The sequence below is a fragment of the Pseudomonas sp. P4_C8 genome, from assembly GCF_056401975.1.
In genome coordinates this window covers 1-19,582 of record NZ_JBFUIH010000047.1, presented here as the reverse complement: position 1 = coordinate 19,582, position 19,582 = coordinate 1, and the positions used below count along the sequence as shown (strand labels likewise).

Here is a 19,582-nt window from a genome sequence, read left to right as displayed (position 1 = left end):
GCGAAGGGAGTGCCCGATATGAACAATTCGAAGCGAGGTTCGATCTCCTTGCTGGCCGGCGCGATGCTGCTGGCCAGCGCGGCTGCCTTCGCCAATGTGGAGCCGGTCGTGCCCGTCCAGAAAGGGCAACCGGCGACTCTTGCCAAAGGTTTGCAACAGGCCAAGACCTACACCGTCAGCAGCGCGCCAACCGCGCCGCTGGAGCTGGCCAAGCCAAAGCTTCCAGACTTGTCCGGCTACACCGCCGAGGCCATCGCCGCGAAAATCGTGCGCACCAAGGCCGGCAAAATCAGCGTGCGCCGGATGATGCAGGAAGACGCCCTGAAGGACTTCATCGGCGGCGACAACAAGATGGCCGAGTGGGTGGTGCGTCAGCACGGCATCCCGCAGGCGATCTTCGTTGACGACGGCTACATGAACCTCAAGGACCTGGCGAAGAAGCTGCCCAAACAGTACTTCAGCGAAACCTCGCCGGGGGTGTTCCTGGCGAAGTTGCCGATTGTGGTCGGCCGCCACGGCATCCTTGAAATCGACAAGCAGACCCAGGAATTGCGCCTTTCGCAAGAAGCCGGCTCGTTCCTGGTCAACGACGGCCAGCTGTTTGTGCGTGACACCAAAATCACCGGCTGGCGCGAAAAGGACAATGGCCCGGCGACGTTCACTTCGCCGAAGGAATTCCGTCCGTTCCTGCTGGCCTGGGGTGGCACCGAAACCTACATCGCCAACAGCAAGATCGCCAGTTTCGGCTACGCCAACAGTAAGTCCTACGGCGTGAGTATTTCCCAGTACACGCCGAACATGGCCAAGGTCTTGAAGCGCCCTGAACCGACTGGCTGGATCGTCGGCTCCGAGTTCTCGGACATGTGGTACGGCTTCTACTGCTACGAAACCCGCGACTTCGTGGTCAAGGGCAACACTTACAAAGACAACATCGTCTACGGCATCGACCCGCATGACCGTTCGCATCGCCTGATCATTGCCGACAACACCGTCTACGGGACGAAGAAGAAGCACGGGATCATTATTTCCCGTGAGGTCAACGACAGCTTCATCTTCAACAACCGCAGTTACGACAACAAGCTCTCGGGGCTGGTGATCGACCGTAACAGCGTGAACAACCTGATCGCTTACAACGAGATCTACAAGAACCACACCGACGGCATCACCCTCTACGAGAGTGCCGACAACCTGATCTACGGCAACAAGGTGATCAGCAACAAACGCCACGGCATCCGTATTCGTAACAGCGTGAATATTCGCCTCTACGAAAACCTGTCCCTGGCCAACGGCCTGACCGGTGTCTACGGCCACATCAAAGACCTGAGCGACACCGACCGCGACATCAAGCTCGACCCGTTCGACGCCCAGGTGTCGCTGATCGTGGTCGGCGGCGAACTGGCCGGCAACGGCAGTGGCCCGCTGTCCATCGACTCGCCGCTGAGCGTCGAGTTGTATCGCGTGTCCATGCTCGCCCCGACCAAATCCAGCGGCATCAGCTTCAGCGGGATTCTCGGCGAGCGTCAGGATGAAATTCTCGACCTGCTGGTGCGCCAGCAGAAAGCCGTGCTGATCGACCCTGTCGAACGCCAGACCGAAATGCGGGACTGAGGATAATTTTATGCACCCACACTTGATCAAATTACTCAGCCTGTCGGCCCTGACCGCCGGCATTCTCGCGGCCAGCAGCGGTGCTCGCGCTGAAGACGCCCAGGCGCCAAAATTCTCTGCCGAACCGTGCTGCAACCTGTGCCCCGAAGCCCATGACGCGAAGAATTACACCACGCGTTATCAGCAGAACTTCACCACGCTGGTGCAGGCTCAGGGCGATTGGTTGTTCCGTACCCAGGAAGACTTGCGTACCGAATTCGACACCACCCCCGCCGGCTACAAACGCATGAAAGAACTGCACGATGCGTTCAAGAGCAAAGGCGTGGAACTGGTCGTCGTCTACCAGCCAACCCGTGGCCTGGTGAACCGTAACAAGCTCAACCCGGAAGAAAAAGCCAAGTACGATTTCGACAAGGCGCTGAAGAACTACAAGTCCATGCTCGGGCGTTTCGCCGCCATGGGTTACGTGGTTCCGGACCTGTCGCCGCTGACCAACGAATCGCTGCCGGACACCCTGCCCGCCCACGACTTCTACTTCCGTGGCGACCAGCACTGGACGCCGTATGGCGCCCAGCGCACGGCGAAAATCGTCGCGGAAAAGGTCAAGCAGATCCCGGCGTTTGCTGGCATTGCGAAACGCGAATTCGAGACCCACAAGTCGGGTCGCATGGGCAAGACCGGAACGTTACACAACATGGCCGGTCAACTCTGTGGCACCAGCTACGCGATCCAGTACATGGATCAATTCACCACCGAGCCCAAGGGCGAAGCCGCCGACGGCGATCTGTTCAGCGACGCCGGCAATCCGGAAATCACCCTGGTCGGCACCAGCCACAGTGGCAAGAACTACAACTTCTCCGGTTTCCTCGAAGAGGCCATCGGCGCCGACATCCTCAACGTGGCGTTCCCCGGCGGTGGCCTGGAAGGTTCGATGCTGCAGTACCTGGGCAGCGAAGAGTTCCAGACCAAGCCGCCAAAGATTCTGATCTGGGAATTCTCGCCGCTCTATCGCCTCGACCAGGAAACCATCTACCGCCAGATGATGGCGCTGCTGGACAACGGTTGCGAAGGCAAGGATGCACAGATGTCCGGCAGCACCACGCTGAAACCGGGCAAGAACGAATTGATGGTCAACAGCAAGAACCTGAACCTGCAAAACAGCAGCCATCAGGTTGACATCCGCTTCGCCGATCCGTCGGTGAAAACCCTGCAAGCCACCCTCTGGTACATGAACGGTCGCCACGAGGACATCAAGATCGATAAACCGGAAACCTCCGACACCGACGGGCGTTTCGCCTTTGAGTTGCGCACGGACGAAGACTGGGCCTCGCAGAATCTGCTGGCCGTCGAAGTCCAGGGCCCTGAAGCAGGTGCCGCGCCGCAGAAAGTCGAAGCGAAAATCTGCAAACGCAACGTGTTCCCGAGTGCCGAGCAGCGTACTGCTTCGGTCGGGCAATGAGGTCTGCCATGCAAAACCGAACGTTGAAAAATCTACTCGCGCCCTCGCTGCTGACACTGGCGATGTTCGCCGGTGCCAGCCAGGCCGCCGCCCCCCTGCGTCCGCCACAGGGTTATTTCGCACCGATCGAAAAAGTCAAAACCGGCGACAACAGCAAAGGCTGTGATGCTATGCCGACACCGTACACCGGCTCGCTGCAATTTCGCAGCAAATACGAAGGCTCCGACAAGGCCCGTTCGACCCTGAACGAGCAATCGGAAAAAGCCTTTCGCGAAAGCACTGCCGATATCACCAAAATCGAGCGCGGCACCAGTAAGCGCGTGATGCAGTTCATGCGTGACGGTCGTCCGGAACAACTCGAATGCACGTTGAATTGGCTGACCGCCTGGGCCAAGGCCGATGCGTTGATGTCCAAGGACTTCAACCACACCGGCAAGTCCATGCGCAAATGGGCGCTGGGCAGCATGGCTTCGTCGTATATCCGCCTGAAGTTCTCCGACTCGCACCCATTGGCCAACCATCAGCAAGAGTCGCAGTTGATCGAAGCCTGGTTCAGCAAAATGGCTGATCAAGTGGTCAGCGACTGGGACAACCTGCCGCTCGAACAAACCAACAACCACTCGTACTGGGCCGCCTGGTCGGTGATGGCAACGTCAGTCGCGACCAACCGCCGCGACCTGTTTGACTGGGCCGTGAAGGAATACAAGGTCGGCGCCAATCAGGTCGACGCGCAAGGTTTCCTGCCGAACGAACTCAAGCGCCAGCAACGCGCCCTCGCCTACCACAACTACGCCCTGCCGCCACTGGCGATGATCGCCAGTTTCGCTCAGGTCAACGGTGTGGACGTGCGCCAGGAAAACAACGGCGCGTTGAAACGCCTGGGCGATCAAGTGTTGGCTGGGGTTAAAGACCCGGACATCTTCGAGAAGAAGAACGGCAAGGAACAGGACATGACCGACCTCAAGATCGACTCGAAATTCGCCTGGCTTGAACCGTTCTGCACGCTCTACACCTGTTCGCCGGATGCGCTGCAGAAGAAGCACGGGATGCAACCGTTCAAGTCCTTCCGCCTCGGCGGGGACCTGACCAAGGTCTACGACCCGGCCAATGAAAAAGGCAAAGGTTCCTAAGACCTGAAATGGCACGACACGGTGTACCTGACACACCGCTAACCCTGTAGGAGCCAGCTTGCTGGCGAATGGCATGACACGGTGTATCTGACGCACCGCTAACCCTGTAGGAGCCAGCTTGCTGGCGAATGACTCGGTGTGACTGACACACCGCTTTCGCTGGCAAGCCAGCTCCTACACATTAAACATGGAGAGATCGGGATGGTATTTTCATCCAACGTGTTCCTGTTTCTGTTCTTGCCGATCTTTCTCGGCTTGTACTACTTGAGCGGAATACGCTATCGCAACCTGCTGCTGCTGATCGCCAGTTACGTGTTCTACGCCTGGTGGCGTGTGGACTTCCTGGCGCTGTTCGCCGCCGTCACGCTGTGGAACTACTGGATCGGCCTCAAAGTCGGTGCAGCAGGCGTGCGCACCAAACCGGCCCAGCGCTGGCTGCTGCTCGGCGTCGCCGTCGACCTGTGCATCCTGGGCTACTTCAAGTACGCCAACTTCGGCGTCGACAGCATCAACGCCATGATGACGTCGGTCGGTCTGTCGCCGTTCATTCTGACCCACGTGCTGTTGCCGATCGGGATCTCGTTCTACATCTTCGAGTCCATCAGCTACATCATCGACGTCTACCGTGGTGATACTCCGGCGACCCGCAACCTGATCGACTTTGCGGCGTTCGTGGCGATCTTCCCGCACCTGATTGCCGGCCCGGTTCTGCGTTTCCGCGACCTCGCCGACCAGTTCAACAATCGCACCCACACCCTGGATAAATTCTCCGAGGGCTGCACGCGGTTCATGCAGGGTTTCATCAAGAAAGTCTTCATCGCCGACACCCTCGCGGTGGTGGCCGACCATTGCTTCGCCCTGCAAAACCCGACCACGGGCGATGCCTGGCTTGGCGCACTGGCCTACACCGCGCAACTGTATTTCGACTTCTCCGGCTACAGCGACATGGCCATCGGCCTGGGCTTGATGATGGGTTTCCGCTTCATGGAAAACTTCAAACAGCCGTACATCAGCCAGTCGATTACCGAGTTCTGGCGGCGCTGGCACATCAGTCTCTCCACCTGGCTGCGTGACTACCTGTACATCACGCTGGGCGGTAACCGCAAAGGCACGCTGATGACCTATCGCAACCTGTTCCTGACCATGCTGCTCGGTGGTCTGTGGCACGGCGCGAACATCACCTACATCGTCTGGGGTGCGTGGCACGGCATGTGGCTGGCGATTGAAAAAGCGCTGGGTCTGAACACCTCGCCGCGCAGCATCAACCCGATCCGCTGGGCGCTGACGTTCCTGCTGGTGGTGATGGGCTGGGTGATCTTCCGTGCAGAAAACCTGCACGTCGCCGGCCGTATGTATGGCGCGATGTTCAGCTTCAGCGAATGGTCGCTGTCGGAACTGAATCAGGCCAGCCTCACCGGCCTGCAAGTGGCAACCCTGGTGGTGGCTTACGTGACGCTGGCGTTCTTCGGCATCCGTGATTTCTACACCAACCGTCCGCCTGAGAAGACCAAGCCTGCCGTCAACGTCGAGGCCGATGGCCCCGCCACTGCGACCCCTGGAATGATCAAAGCGGTACCGGGCGACAACCCGGCCAGCATCCACCAACCGGGTTACACCGTCGGCGTTGAAGCGACCGTGCAACCGGCTTACTGGACCTCTGATTGGTCGCGTTACGTGATGCGCACGCTGGTGCTGGTGCTGTTCATCGCTTCGATTTTCAAACTCTCGGCGCAAAGCTTTTCGCCGTTCCTTTACTTCCAGTTCTGAGGGATCTGACCATGACCCGCTCATTACGCATCTTCTACATCGCCCTGTTCCTGCTGACCTTGTTGGCACTGGGCCTGTGGTCCACGCGCAGCTTCTTCGGCTTCAGCACCAACGCCGATGCGACGGTGCTTAACGGCCGCTGGACCAAAGCCGTGGAGACGCACTACGACGACGAGTTTCCGATCAAACGCCTGGGCACCAACCTTTGGGCTGCGCTGGATTTCAAACTGTTCAACGAAGGTCGACCGGGCGTTGTGCTCGGTCGTGATCAGTGGCTCTACAGCGATGAAGAGTTCAACCCGATCGTCAACGAAGAGCTGAACCTGCAAGGCAACTACGCGCTGGTCGAAGGCGTGCGCCAGACCCTGAAGGAGCAAGGCGTACAACTGGTGATGGCCATCGTGCCAGCCAAGACGCGCCTGTACCCGGAACACTTGGGTGAGGTGAAGCCTTCGAGCATTCACGCCAACCTCTATCAGGACTTCCACGCCCGTGTGGCGGCCAACAAGATCCTCGCCCCCGACCTGCTCGGCCCGTTGCAAAAGGCCAAACAGAACGGTCAGCAAGTATTCCTGCGCACCGACACTCACTGGACCCCGGAAGGTGCGCAAATCGCCGCCGAGGCCCTGGCCAGCACCATCGCCGACAAACTCCCGCTGAGCGGCGAGCCGCAAAACTTCGTCACCGAACCTGCGGAAAAAATCACGCACAAGGGCGACCTGCGCTTGTTCCTGCCGCTGGACCCGCTGTTCGAAAACCTGATGCCGGCGCCAGAACCCCTGCAAAAGCGCAACACCGTGGCAGCTGAAGATCAGCCGGCCGGTGACGACGCGCTGTTCGCCAACACCGAAGTGCCGGTGGCCCTGATCGGCACCAGCTACAGCGCCAACCCGAACTGGAACTTCGTCGGCGCGCTGAAACAAGCGTTGCACAGCGACGTGGTCAATTACGCCGAAGACGGCCACGGCCCGATTCTGCCGATGCTCAGCTACCTGAAAAGCGATGCCTTCAAGAACAGCCCGCCACAGGTGCTGATCTGGGAGTTTCCTGAACGTTATCTGCCTGTGAACAACGAAATCGGCGACGCCGACCCGCAGTGGGTCGCAGAGCTCAAAGAAGCCGGCGCCCGCCAACAAAACGTAGCCGCAAACACTAAATCCGAGACGCCCGACCGGGCGCAAAACTGAAAGAGAGAGGTACTTCCATGACTTTCACTACAACTCCTCGCCGTCTCGCCAAAACCTTCGCTTTGGCCGCGACCTTCAGCGTGCTGTCGATGAACGCCTTCGCCGCTGGCGATGCCGCACTCTACGGCCCGACTGCACCGAAAGGTTCGAGCTTCGTACGGGTCTACAACGCTGGTAACGCTGAAGTCAGCGCCACCGTCGGCAGCACCAACCTGAGCGACGTTGCGCCACTGTCCAGCACCGACTTCAGCTTCATGCCGGGCGGCGATTACAGCGCCAAGGTCGGCAGCCAGACCCTGCCGGTGAAACTGGCCGGTGATCACTATTACACCCTGGTCAACAACGCCAGCGGCGCGCCGCAACTGATCGAAGAACCGCCGTTCAAGAACAAGCAGAAGTCCTTGGTGCGTCTGCAGAACCTGAGCGACAAGTCCTTGACCCTGAAAACCGCTGACGGCAAGACCGACGTGGTACCGAGCGTGGCCGCCAAGGGCCGTGGCGAGCGCGAAATCAACCCGGTGAAAGTCAGCCTGGCGCTGTTTGAAGGCGACAAGAAAGTCGGCGACGTCAAACCGGTTGCCCTGGAACGCGGTGAAGCGGCCGTGCTGTACGTCACCGGCAACGGCAGCAGCCTGTCGCCAGTGTGGGTAAAACGCCCGGTGTCGACGCGCTAACACATTTGCCTGACTGACACGTGCCCTGTAGGAGCACGGCTTGCCGGCGATGAGGCCCTTGAGACCGCCATCGCTGGCAAGCCAGGCTCCTACAAGGGATCCAGGTGTCAGTCGGGATACGGAATAAGAACAAGAGTGAAACGACAGAACGTTCGTAGCTCTAACCAATCGATTTTAAAGGAGTAACAACATGATTCCGGTGATCTTGTCAGGTGGTAGCGGCTCACGTCTTTGGCCGCTTTCGCGTAAGCAGTTCCCTAAGCAATTCCTTGCCCTGACCGGCGAACACACGCTGTTCCAGCAAACCCTGGAACGCCTGGTGTTCGAAGGCATGGACACGCCGATTGTGGTGTGCAACAAGGACCACCGCTTTATCGTCAACGAGCAGCTGAGCAACCGCAAACTGGAAGCCCAGCGCATCCTGATGGAACCCTTCGGGCGCAACACCGCGCCGGCCGTGGCGTTGACCGCGATGATGCTGGTCAATGAAGGTCGCGACGAGCTGATGCTGGTGCTGCCGGCCGACCACGTGCTGGAAGACCAGAAAGCCCTGCAACGCGCCCTGGCCCTGGCCACCGTCGCTGCCGAAAACGGCGAAATGGTGCTGTTCGGCGTCCCGGCCACCAAACCGGAAACCGGCTACGGCTACATTAAGTCGACCAACGATTCGCTGCTGCCGGAAGGCGTCAGCCGCGTCTCGCACTTCGTCGAAAAACCGGATGTCAAACGCGCCACCGAGTTCGTCGCGTCCGGCGGTTATTTCTGGAACAGCGGCATGTTCCTGTTCCGCGCCAGCCGCTTCCTCGAAGAACTGAAAAAGCACGACCCGGACATCTACGACACCTGCCTGCTGACCCTTGAGCGCAGCGTTCACGACAACGACACCATCACCCTCGACGAAGCCACCTTCGCCTGCTGCCCGGACAATTCCATTGACTACTCGGTGATGGAAAAAACCCAGCGCGCCTGCGTCGTACCGCTGACCGCCGGCTGGAGCGATGTTGGTTGCTGGTCGTCGCTGTGGGAAGTGAATGAAAAAGACGCCAACGGTAACGTCACCAAAGGCGACGTGGTCATTCAGGACAGCAAAAACTGCATGATCCACGGCAACGGCAAACTGGTGTCGGTGATCGGCCTGGAAAACATCGTGGTCGTCGAAACCAAGGACGCCATGATGATTGCGCACAAGGACAAGGTCCAAGGCGTGAAACAGATGGTCAACACCCTCAACGAACTGGGCCGCAGCGAAACCCAGAACCACTGCGAAGTCTATCGTCCGTGGGGTTCCTACGACTCGGTGGACATGGGCGGCCGCTTCCAGGTCAAGCACATCTCGGTAAAACCGGGCGCGTGCCTGTCGCTGCAAATGCACCACCACCGCGCCGAACACTGGATCGTGGTCAGCGGCACTGCCGAAGTGACCTGCGACGACAACGTGTTCCTGCTCTGCGAAAACCAGTCGACCTACATCCCGATTGCGTCGGTCCACCGTTTGCGCAACCCGGGCAAGATTCCACTCGAGATCATCGAAGTGCAATCGGGCAGCTACCTGGGTGAAGACGATATCGAGCGGTTTGAAGATATCTACGGTCGCTCAACCCCGATCGAGCGCGGCGTGTCGGTGAAAACCATCGCGCAGTGATTGATCGGTAACACAAGAAGCCCCCGTCCAGCCCGCTGCGTTCCCTATCCGCAGTGGGTTGGGCGGGGGCTTTTTTCTTGCTTCAACCGTGCAAAATCTACCGAACCTGCGCCTGGCCGGACCTTCCACTCAGCGACTGCCGTCTACCGGCATAAGGCTTGGGTGCAACAAGCCCGATCAAATCCAGGTTTCTCTTTAATGTCTGAACCACCTCCTCCGTCCGCGTCGAGAGCTCAGCAATTGTTTCGAAGGTTTTTGGGGGGGAGTCACTGGAGACGGCAAATTCATCTTTGAGGGCTTGCATCCTGAATTCCAGCATATCGATCACTGCCTGTGTGTCGTCGTAGACCTCACTGAGCGATGCGGCATCCAGGCCCTGTGAGGCCTTGTAAAACTCCCGGCCTGTATTGATCAGGCCTGGGGCTTGCGATCCCAGCTGACTGGCGACCTTGTCGATAACTTTCTCGGCCGCGGCGCTGGTGATCTTTCTCCCCAGTTTTGTTCGCCCTTCACGGGTCCGGGGATCAATGGCCAACAACTCGAATTTGATCGTGTTCAGGCTGGTTTTCTTTTTGGGTTCAACGGCCTCAATGAATGATTTAGTGTTCATTTCGTTGCCCTTGAAACTGATCGGGCGGTTCAGTTGAAAAGTGTCCACCACGTTGGAAATCAGAGCACCAGCCGCCCTGGCGCCGATTGCCGCGCCCGCTTTACTTCCCAACCCAGAGGTCACAGGGCCTGCCAGCCCTCCCAGTGCGCCACCCACCGCTGCCCCCGCCGCCGTACCGGCGGCACTGGTGGCACTACTGGCAAGTTGAGTCACCACCCGTCGACCCAACGCTTTGAACCGATGCTGCGCATACAGGTGATTGAGCAGCGAATTCTTGAAATCCGAAGCGCTGCTTCCTACCGATGACAGCAACGCTCGTTGCTTTTTCAGACTCTCATTCAGTTCCGACGGTTCGGTCAGTTTGCCGCCGTCGCTATCGACATATCTCATGGGCGAATTACCGACCATTTGATACAGGTTCGGCCCGTCAACCATCCCCTTGGGGTCAGGATTGAGCCAGCGCTGCAACCACGGCACGTAATAACGCAGGCCATAGTAATAAAGCCCTGTGGCATCCCGTTCCTTGCCTGAGTAACGGATGAATTTATAACTGACCTCAATCCCATCATCCCCGGCAAACCAGGCCGTTGCGCCAAACGGGTAATAGGTTTCGCGGCTGATGATTCGTGCATCGTCGGCCAGCTCTATGGTGCAGGAATTCAGATGATCGACCAGAGTGTAACGGTACTGATCGTTGATGCCGGACGGCGGATTACTGTCCCAATGCAACACCCGAACCGTATTAAGACCGGTCTGAGCCGTAATGACCTGTAGCACCTCCCCGGTGCCACTGTCGGTACGAAGTTCCAGCTGCGGCAAGTAGCGCACGTCGGCCATCACGGTTCGGGCATGGGTCTGCAACGAGCGGATTTTGCGCACCCTTTGGCCACCTCCATCGTAGACATAGGACTCGTAGTCATTGCGCCCGGTATCGCGCTCCACCGGGCTGATCGACTGCACTTGGTTACGCAGATCCCACGTCAAAAACCGCCCCTGATCCAGCTCCAGCAAATTGCCCCTGGCGTCGAATGCCGAGGCGATCTCTTCTTCGGTCGGAGGCACGCCGTTGCGCCAGGGCAAACAGCGATTGCTGTGCCGGGCGGGTTTTAGCTCACGTCCCGGGCTTTGTGCGCCGACGTGCGTCAGCTTCAGCAGGTTACCGCCCTCGTCGTAGGAGTAGACCTGGTGGTAGTTGCTGAGTGCCGCCGAATCGTTGCGCCCGACGGATGCCGGCCCTTGATTGGAAGCCCCCGCCTCCCAGCCAGATGCCGCGATCAATTGATAAAGACTGTCGTAGATAAATCGACTGACGGGTTCGATGCGTTGATTGTTGAAGTACCGCACCGGCAACGCCTTGTCTTCGATGCTCAGCACATTGCCCATTCGGTCATAAACGTAGAACAGGTGTTGCAGCAAGCCGCTGTGATCGCCGTGCGACCGCAGCTCAATCAATCGCCCCTCTTCAGGGGAATACTTGAGGGTCGTTTCTACGTTGTTACCCGCCACTTCGCGAATGATCTGTCCTTGGGCGCTGTACTCGATTTCACTCACCAGTGTTTGCCAAGCGGGCTTGCCTGCGAGCTTCAAGGCACTGTGGTGTGGTAGGCCATCAAGGGTGAAGCCAAAGGTCAGGCAGTTCTGCCTGGCATCGACCGACTCCAGCACATCCCCCTGCGGACCGAACCGCCACGTCGAGACGGCACCATCGCCGGGCTCCAACAGGCTATTGCGATCAGCAATCGGCTCTGGCCAATCAGGTGCGACGGCATCCTTGGTAAAGTGTTGCACCTGCCTTGTGCATTGGCCGGTGATCGCAAACACCTCAAACAATACGGTTCCACCGGGGCCATCTCGCCGAATGAGCTGACCGAGAAGGTTTTGGTCCCGAAGCCCCTGACCGTGACGACCATATTCCATCCGTTCGGCACACCGTGGTAGCTGCGTGACGAGGTGCTCAAACACCGCCACGGGGCGCAACAAGTCGTCGTATTCAACCTCGCTGTGAGTGCCCCGACTGTCCCAACCATGCAGAATTTCATGAGTCAGGCCGAAAAGAGTGATCTGCGAGCCGGCATCAACGCTGAGCATCGACACCGCGCTACCGGACAGCGAATGCACCGTCACGAGATTGGCGGGCACCAGCGGATGTTGGTCCTGTTGCAACCAAAGCCGTGGGTCCCACTGTTTGACGGCGTGCCCGGCGGCATTGTGGAGAGTGCGGTTGATGCGGGCCTGAGTCAGTTCGCCTTCAATCTCGCGCCAATAATCAATTGAACGGATTGGCAGCTCCCGCGGATCGACGACGGACAGTGTGGGGGTTTTGTAATGCATCCTGGCGTGTCCCTGTAATCCAACGGTTATCTAACCGTTCGTGGCAATGACGGGCTACTGTCAGAAATTACAGTACCGACCAACGGCAACAGACCTGATGCAAGAATGTCCATTCCCCCAGCCGTTCGGTAGGATGGAGGTCATGAGTTCAAGGAGCGTTCAAGCATGTTCATCGGCGTCCTGCTGGTCATTACCTGGCTGATTTTGCTGCTGCGCTACCCGGCAAAGGCGTTTCCCGTTTCTGTGGCGGCCGCAGTCGGTTTGGGGCTTGTGGCCACGTGGGTGATCTGGCTGGACAACCGCGAGATCAAGCAACTCGCACGCCTGGAGCTGCGCATTACCTATGCGCCGGAGCAGTGCCCGGCGGACCGCCCTTTGCAACTGAAAATGAACAATGGCAATAACGTGCCGCTAACCGATTTGCGCTGGCGCATCGCGGCGTATGCACCGGGTGATACGGTCAATCTGGCCGACAATCAATACGACGCCCCGCGTTATCGTGGCCCCGGCGAATTGCAGGCCGGCGGCAACTGGGAAGACTGTTTGCCACTGCCGCCGCTGCGCCCTGGCTACCGCCCACAAACCCTGGAGTTTCGCGCCGAGCGATTGCAGGGTAGTTTTTCCGACTGATCCCCTTCTTCTTGTTGCACAAGGACCGCGCCATGCCCGTTGCGTTGATTACCGGTTGCTCCAGCGGCATTGGCCGCGCCCTCGCAGATGTGTTCAAAAATGCCGGATACGAGGTCTGGGCCAGCGCCCGCAAAGCTGAAGACGTGGCCGCATTAGCCGCCGCCGGTTTTACCGCCGTGCAACTGGACGTCAATGACAGCGCGGCCCTCGAACAGTTGAGTGAACAGATCAACTTGCAACATGGCGGCCTCGACGTGCTGATCAACAACGCCGGTTATGGCGCCATGGGCCCGCTGCTCGACGGCGGTGTTCCGGCCATGCAGCGGCAGTTCGAAACCAATGTGTTTGCGATCGTCGGCGTCACCCGCGCGCTGTTTCCGGTGCTGCGTCGCGCCAAAGGGTTGGTGGTGAACATCGGCAGCGTTTCAGGGATTTTGGTCACACCGTTCGCCGGCGCCTACTGCGCTTCAAAAGCCGCCGTTCATGCCTTGAGCGATGCGTTACGCATGGAGCTGGCGCCGTTCGGGATCCGCGTGATGGAAGTCCAGCCGGGCGCCATCGAATCCAGCTTCGCTAAAAATGCCGGGCATGAGGCAGAACAATTGATCACCGAACAATCGCCGTGGTTTCCACTGCGTGAAGGCATTCGTGCACGGGCCAAGGCTTCGCAGGACAAACCGACACCGGCCAGGGAGTTTGCAGAGGGTTTGCTCAAGGCTGTGCAGCAGGGCAAAACACCGCGCCTGATTCGTCTAGGCAATGGCAGCCGCGCGTTGCCGTTGTTGGCGGGGTTGTTGCCCAAGGGGTTGTTGGAGGCGGGGTTGATGAGGCGGTTCGGGTTGCGCGGGCAGCTCTGAGACCGAGTCGACGCCATCGCGAGCAGGCTCGCTCCCACAAGGTTCTGCGGGGTGGCCTAGATCGCATTCACACCGATGATCACTGTGGGAGCGAGCCTGCTCGCGATGGCGTCAGAACAGACACCGAAATATTTCAGGACATACTTCCATGACCGACTACACCGTCTACTTCGACGAAGTCATCCAGGCCCACATCGCCATCGAACAATGGCTGGCCGAAGAGCAAGACGCGTCCGCGCTTGAACAACTGCTGACCCGATTTTCACCACAGTTTTCCATGGTCTCTCCGTTGGGCCGGGTGCTGGATTTCGAGGCGTTGAGCGAGTTGTTTCAGATGGCGGGCGGGAAGAAGCTCGGGTTCAGGATCGAGCTTAGTGAGCTGCGCGGTGTCGCGTTGTATGAAGAAGGCGCGGTAGTGAGTTATCGCGAACAGCAGACTGATGCCACCGGGCTGCATTCGGATCGGCGTTCGACGGTGGTGTTTGAGACGCAGGCCGATGGCAGGCTGATCTGGCGGCATTTGCATGAGACGTTTTGCAAGGCATGAAACCGAGTCGCTCCATTCGCGAGCAAGCTTGCTCCTACACTTGATCTGCGTCGATCACATCTTCGGTGTTCACAGCAGATCTAATGTAGGAGCAAGCTTGCTCGCGAAGGCCGCGACTCGGTCTATCGGCTAGTTAACCACCACCGTGCAAGTAATCCCCGCCGCCAATAGCACCCCTTCCGGCACTTCATCAATGTGAATCCGCACCGGCACCCGCTGCGCCAGCCTCACCCAGTTAAACGTCGGGTTCACATCGGCAATCAGCTCGCGACTCTCCGGGTTATCCCGGTCGTAGATGCCGCGAGAAATGCTCTCCACATGCCCCTTGAGCACTTCGCCGCTCATCAATTGCATGTCGGCCTTGTCGCCCACCCGCACGTGCGGCAGTTTGGTTTCTTCGAAGAAGCCGTATACCCAGAACGAGTTCATATCGACCACGGCCATTTTCGCTTCGCCGATGCGTGCGTAGTCGCCGCGATGGACGTTGAGGTTGGTCACGTAACCGTCCACCGCCGCGCGGACTTCGGTGCGTTTGAGGTTGAGTTCGGCGGCTTCGAGTTGAGCTTGCGCGTGTTGATAGTCAGCCAATGCCGAGTCGGCGATGTTGCTGGCGTCGTCGCGGTTTTCCCTGGAGATCACCAGGTTGTCCATGTCGGCGCGGCGACGGGCGTTGACCTTGCGCATCTCCCACGTGGCCTTGCGTGAGGCCACCAATGACTGCGCCTGTTTGACCGCAATGCGGTAATGCTCGGGGTCGATCTGCATCAGCAAGTCGCCCTTCTTCACCTGTTGGTTGTCGCGCACCGGCACGTCCACCACTTCCCCGGTGACGTCGGCGGCGACGTTGATGATGTCAGCGCGCACCCGGCCGTCGCGGGTCCAGGGGGTGTCCATGTAATGCACCCACAGTGTCCGGCCGATCCACATGGCGAGGGCCAGCACCAACAGGGTGGCGAGCAGGCTGAAAAGCTTTTTCATCAGGGCCTTCTTCAGTAATGAGCGTCAGTGATAGACAGTCAGCGCCAGGGCGCCGAACAGACAGGTAAACAGACTCAGGCGCAGCAGCGCCGGGTGCCAGAAGAAGCGGTACAGATCGAACCCGGACAAGAACCGGTCCAGCGCCCAGGCCAGTGCGGCGGCGATGAAAAACATCAGGGTCATGGTCGGCATGTACACGCCGTGGAAGGCGATTTCACGAGGCATGTTCAAGTCCTTGAGGCTCGGTTTTGGTGTAGGCGGCGAGCGGCGATTGCGGGTCCAGCAACGAGGTGCGAATGAAGTGCAGGTAGCTCTTCACCCGGCGCAATGCCGAGGTGTCGAAGTGCGGCGCGAAAGGTTCGTCGGTGGCTTGCACGCGGCTGATCGCATGGTCGACCGCGATCAGACTGCGCTCCAGATTGCTCTGGCTCGGTTGCAGAAACAGCCGCACCAGCGAACGGCCCATCACACGGATTGCCTGGCGCCACCGCTGCGATTCGGCATAGGCCGGATGCACCGGCAGAATCGCCTGCTCCTTGCGCAACTCGATGATCGCGTGGCCGACTTCCAGCACCACAAACATCCAGCGCAGCAAGTCTCGTTGCACCTGCGGCTGACCGGCGGCCAAGCCATATGCCTGATGCAGCAAGTCCCGCGTGCGGCTTTCAAAACTCGACGCCAACCCCTTGAGTTTGCCGCTGATCGCATACACCACTTGCCCGCGCAGATCCTGCTCCAGCCGTCGCCACAACCAGCGGCTGTTCGGCGGCAAAATAATTGCCCCGGCCGCCGCGCACACCAGCATGCCAAGCACCATGGCGATGTAGTCGTTAATGAAAGCGTAAGGGTTGTAGACCGTGAGGTTGTCCGGCACCGAACCGGTGCTGAAGAAGATCAGCAAGCCGAGACCGACACCGGCGTATTGCGGTCGCGACGTGAGGAACGAACCGAGCAGGATCACCGGTGCGAGCATCACGCACAGCAACGGGAAACCGTCGATCCACGGGAAGATGAAAAACATCTCGACGAAACCGATCAGTGCGCCAAGGAACGTCCCGCAGGCCATCTGAAACGCCATGCGTTTCGGATTCGGCGTTGCGGCTGAAAGGCCGACGGTGGCGGCGGCAATCAGGGTCATCGTCGCCCCGCTCGGCCACGCCGTCGCCACCCAATAGCTGCCGAGCACCACCAGAATGAACGCCGCGCGAATCCCCGACGCCGCCGAGGCCATCCAGTTGGTTTGCGGGGTAAACGGCTCGTCCCATTGCTCGCGCGCGTGGCTGTGATCGGCCAAGGACGCGTGAGTCTGTGCATAACTGTGCAAGTCGTCGACGAAGCGATAGAGCAGCTCGTAGGCGGTGTGGAAATCGAGTTGCTCGGCGTCGCTGGGATGGCTCTCTTGAAAGATCGTGCGCAGGCTTCGAACCCGCGCTGGCAAACCTTCTTTGTAAGCGCTCAACTCGATAACCAATCGTGCCGCATCCGCGTGGGTCAGGGCCCGACCGCTGAAACCGTCGAGCACTTCTGCCAGGTCTTGCAAACCCGGTTTGATTGCCGCGACCACGTGATCCGCCCCGCTGCTGTCCAAGCGTTCGAGCAACTGATGCAAGGCGTTGAATCGCGTGGTGATGCCCATGAACTCGCTGTTCAAACGATTGAGCCGACCGTTGCGCCGACGCATGTGCGGGTCTTCAAAAACGGTGACGCTGCGTAGCCCTTCCAGCCCCACCGCTTCGGCGATGAAGCGCACGTTGCTGGCTTCAAACGCGTCCCGCTTGCTGCGACCGCGCAAACCATCGGTCACGAACAACGCGAACACGCCGAAACGCTGATACAAGGCGTTGCGCATCGCGGCGCTGGCGGTTTGCGGCAGGATCGCTGCGCTGACCAGCGTCGAGCAGAGAATCCCGAGGGAGATTTCCAGAACACGCCAAACGGCCGCCATGAACGCCCCGTCCGGGTGCGCCAACGCAGGCAATCCGACCATCGCGGCGGTGTACCCGGCCAGTACAAAACCGTAGGCGCGAAAGTTGCGATACCGCGCCGCGCCGGCCGAACAGATACCCACCCAGATCGCCAGCGAGCCGAGGAACAGTTCGGTATTTTGTGCGAACAAGGCAATCAGAGCGACCATCACCGTCGAGCCGGTCAAGGTGCCGAGAAAGCGGTAAAAACTCTTGGCAAACACCTGACCGCTTTGCGGCTGCATGACGATGAACACGGTGATCATCGCCGTGCGCGGTTGCGGCAATTCCAGACGCATCGCCAGCCACAACGTCAGAAACGCCGCGAACAACACCTTGAAGATGTAAACCCAGGTCACGCCGTCGCTGCGTGCCCAATCGAAGAAACCCCGGCGCCATTCAAGGGAATACAGCCAGCGCAAAGGTGCGGGCAAGGGAGTCATGAAATCCTGCTTGAAAAATGTCCGTGGAGACTTGAACCCGTGGGAGACCTAGACCCTGTAGGAGCCGAGCTTGCTCGCGATAGCGGCGTGTCAGGNNNCTGACACTCCGCTATCGCGAGCAAGCTCGGCTCCTACAGGGTTCGTGTTCAATTTGCGATGGTCTGAAGAAGCGCCGGGGTTTCCGGTGCAGCGGTCTGGCTGTCTTTCGGCACATCGTTGCCCGATTCGAGCCCACCACCGAGCGCCGTCACCAGTTCAGCATGAGCACTGAGCCTCGCCGCCTGCACCTGCTGCTGAACCTGCTGCTGCTTAAACAACAACGTCTGCGCGTTAAGCACGTTGAGGTAGTCGGTGAGCCCACGCTGATACGCGATCATCGCAATGTCATAAGTCTTCTGCGCGGTGGCCACCGACTCGGCGGCGAAAGCTTGCTGCTTGTCCATGGACTCGCGGCGGATCAACTGGTCGGAGATGCTTTTCAGCGCATTGACCAGCGTCTGGTTGTACTTGGCCACGGCGATGTCATACCCCGCCGACGCTTCACCCAACTCCGAGCGCAAACGCCCGCCGTCGAAAATCGGCAACGAGATCGCCGGGCCGACGCTGTAGTTGAGTTTCTTGCCGGTCAAAAACTCCAGCGCCCCGCCGCCCGTGGCCATGTAGCCGAGGCTGCCGACCAGATCGACGTTGGGATAAAAACCGGCGTGGGCGACATCAATGCCCCGCGCCTGAGCCGCCACTTGCCAGCGACTGGCAACCACGTCCGGGCGTTGACCGAGCAATTGTGCAGGCAGCGACGATGGCAATTTCAGCGCCGCCCCCAGCGACAGCGTTGGCCGCTGCAACTGCGCGCCCTCGCCCGGACCTTTGCCTGCCAGCGCCGCGAGCTGGTTGCGGCTCAGAGCGATTTCTTCGTCCAGCGCATCGATCTGGCGATGGGTTTCCGGCAACGGTGTTTGTGCCTGACTGACTTCCAAGTGCGTACCAATGCCACCGTCCAGACGCTTCTGTGCGAGGTCGAGAATCTGCTGTTGCTGCTTCAGCGTCGCTTCGACGATGTCGCGTTGCGCGTAATGCAGCGACAGTTCGATGTAGGCGCGCACGATGTTGTTCTGCAATTCGAGTTGCGCCAGGCGCGCTTCGGCGACGCTCATGTGTGCCATGTCCACGGCGCGCTCGGTCGCATTGCTTTCACGGTCCCAGAGGTCGAGCGCATAGCTGAAGCCCAGTGCGGCGTTGTTGTCCCACGTGGTCGTGTTGGCCAGCTCACCCGGCCCGTAGAACTGATCGGTGGGCCAGTTGTGGCGTTTGAGGGTTGCTTCGCCATTCACCTGCAGCGACTCGGCGGACTCGGCAATACCGGCCATGGATTTGGCCTGACGCACCCGCGCCGCCGCCATGGCCATGGTCGGGCTGCCTTGCACGGCGAGGTCGATCCAGCGGCTCAGTTGCGGGTCGCCATAGGCCTGCCACCAGTGCGCGGTGGGCCAGTGCGCGTCCTGCGCGGCGCGTTGAATGGCTTCGTCGGTGGCCAGTGAATTGACCTCCAGTGCCTTGCCCTGCGGGGCAATACCTCCGGTACCGATGCAGCCGCTGATTGCCAGGGTTAAAGCCAAAACACTGAGCGTCTGAAGCGCTCTGCTGATGCGACGCGGCACTGCTGCGATTTCCTGATATAGGGGAGGTACGAAATCCTGTAGGAGCCGGGCTTGCCCGCGATGGCATCTCCACGGTCATCCAGACCCACCGCGGTGA

The 19,582-nt window shown here is 59.6% G+C and carries 16 protein-coding genes; 11 read left to right on the top strand and 5 right to left on the bottom strand.

Annotated elements, in window-relative coordinates; genetic code table 11:
- Positions 1 to 18 precede the first annotated feature (18 nt).
- From algG to AC1DWM_RS24365, 7 genes are all read left to right on the top strand, one after another.
- Complete coding sequence (gene algG, locus AC1DWM_RS24395) at positions 19 to 1,608, top strand: mannuronan 5-epimerase AlgG (RefSeq protein WP_223516679.1); 1,590 nt, start codon at positions 19 to 21, stop codon at positions 1,606 to 1,608.
- 10 nt (positions 1,609 to 1,618) lie between these two features.
- Complete coding sequence (locus tag AC1DWM_RS24390; protein ID WP_477796339.1) at positions 1,619 to 3,067, top strand: alginate O-acetyltransferase; 1,449 nt, start codon at positions 1,619 to 1,621, stop codon at positions 3,065 to 3,067.
- Positions 3,068 to 3,075: 8 nt separating this feature from the next.
- Positions 3,076 to 4,197: a mannuronate-specific alginate lyase gene (locus tag AC1DWM_RS24385; RefSeq protein ID WP_223516675.1), complete on the top strand. Its 1,122-nt coding sequence runs from the start codon at positions 3,076 to 3,078 to the stop codon at positions 4,195 to 4,197.
- A 201-nt stretch (positions 4,198 to 4,398) separates the two neighbouring features.
- Positions 4,399 to 5,964: an MBOAT family O-acyltransferase gene (locus AC1DWM_RS24380; RefSeq protein WP_223516673.1), complete on the top strand. Its 1,566-nt coding sequence runs from the start codon at positions 4,399 to 4,401 to the stop codon at positions 5,962 to 5,964.
- Positions 5,965 to 5,975: 11 nt separating this feature from the next.
- Positions 5,976 to 7,151 (top strand): alginate O-acetyltransferase, encoded by a 1,176-nt coding sequence (locus AC1DWM_RS24375; RefSeq protein WP_223516671.1) that lies wholly within the window; start codon positions 5,976 to 5,978, stop codon positions 7,149 to 7,151.
- 17 nt (positions 7,152 to 7,168) lie between these two features.
- Positions 7,169 to 7,825 carry an alginate O-acetyltransferase AlgF gene (locus AC1DWM_RS24370; RefSeq protein WP_223516669.1) on the top strand — a complete coding sequence of 219 codons (657 nt, stop codon included), beginning with the start codon at positions 7,169 to 7,171 and terminating at the stop codon, positions 7,823 to 7,825.
- 190 nt (positions 7,826 to 8,015) lie between these two features.
- Positions 8,016 to 9,467, top strand: coding sequence for a mannose-1-phosphate guanylyltransferase/mannose-6-phosphate isomerase (locus AC1DWM_RS24365; protein WP_223516667.1), 1,452 nt, complete (start codon positions 8,016 to 8,018; stop codon positions 9,465 to 9,467).
- A 97-nt stretch (positions 9,468 to 9,564) separates the two neighbouring features.
- On the opposite strand, the gene AC1DWM_RS24360 is transcribed toward AC1DWM_RS24365, so the two are convergent.
- Positions 9,565 to 12,045, bottom strand: coding sequence for an RHS repeat domain-containing protein (locus AC1DWM_RS24360; protein WP_477796348.1), 2,481 nt, complete (start codon positions 12,043 to 12,045; stop codon positions 9,565 to 9,567).
- A gap of 69 nt (positions 12,046 to 12,114) precedes the next feature.
- Between AC1DWM_RS24360 and AC1DWM_RS24355 the strand changes: the two genes are divergently transcribed.
- From AC1DWM_RS24355 to AC1DWM_RS24340, 4 genes are all read left to right on the top strand, one after another.
- The gene (locus AC1DWM_RS24355; RefSeq protein WP_477796338.1) at positions 12,115 to 12,351 is read left to right on the top strand and encodes a hypothetical protein; all 237 of its coding nucleotides are present in this window, start codon (positions 12,115 to 12,117) and stop codon (positions 12,349 to 12,351) included.
- Positions 12,352 to 12,573: 222 nt separating this feature from the next.
- Positions 12,574 to 13,038: a multidrug transporter gene (locus AC1DWM_RS24350; protein ID WP_223516664.1), complete on the top strand. Its 465-nt coding sequence runs from the start codon at positions 12,574 to 12,576 to the stop codon at positions 13,036 to 13,038.
- A gap of 32 nt (positions 13,039 to 13,070) precedes the next feature.
- Entirely contained in the window at positions 13,071 to 13,895 is an 825-nt protein-coding gene (locus AC1DWM_RS24345) for an SDR family oxidoreductase (protein ID WP_477796337.1), read from the top strand.
- A gap of 148 nt (positions 13,896 to 14,043) precedes the next feature.
- Entirely contained in the window at positions 14,044 to 14,442 is a 399-nt protein-coding gene (locus tag AC1DWM_RS24340) for a DUF4440 domain-containing protein (protein WP_223516660.1), read from the top strand.
- Positions 14,443 to 14,571: 129 nt separating this feature from the next.
- Here AC1DWM_RS24340 and AC1DWM_RS24335 read toward each other — a convergent pair whose 3' ends face one another.
- The 4 genes from AC1DWM_RS24335 to AC1DWM_RS24320 all read right to left on the bottom strand — a co-directional run bounded on the left by AC1DWM_RS24335 (position 14,572) and on the right by AC1DWM_RS24320 (position 19,485).
- Complete coding sequence (locus AC1DWM_RS24335) at positions 14,572 to 15,420, bottom strand: efflux RND transporter periplasmic adaptor subunit (protein ID WP_223516659.1); 849 nt, start codon at positions 15,418 to 15,420, stop codon at positions 14,572 to 14,574.
- A 24-nt stretch (positions 15,421 to 15,444) separates the two neighbouring features.
- Positions 15,445 to 15,645 carry a DUF1656 domain-containing protein gene (locus AC1DWM_RS24330; RefSeq protein ID WP_008153498.1) on the bottom strand — a complete coding sequence of 67 codons (201 nt, stop codon included), beginning with the start codon at positions 15,643 to 15,645 and terminating at the stop codon, positions 15,445 to 15,447.
- A complete protein-coding gene (locus tag AC1DWM_RS24325) occupies positions 15,635 to 17,827 on the bottom strand; it encodes an FUSC family protein (RefSeq protein WP_477796336.1) in 2,193 nt (730 codons plus the stop codon). Before AC1DWM_RS24325 ends, AC1DWM_RS24330 begins: the two co-directional genes overlap by 11 nt.
- Before the next feature lie 146 nt (positions 17,828 to 17,973).
- Complete coding sequence (locus tag AC1DWM_RS24320) at positions 17,974 to 19,485, bottom strand: efflux transporter outer membrane subunit (RefSeq protein ID WP_477796335.1); 1,512 nt, start codon at positions 19,483 to 19,485, stop codon at positions 17,974 to 17,976.
- Between the last annotated feature and the right edge of the window lie 97 nt (positions 19,486 to 19,582).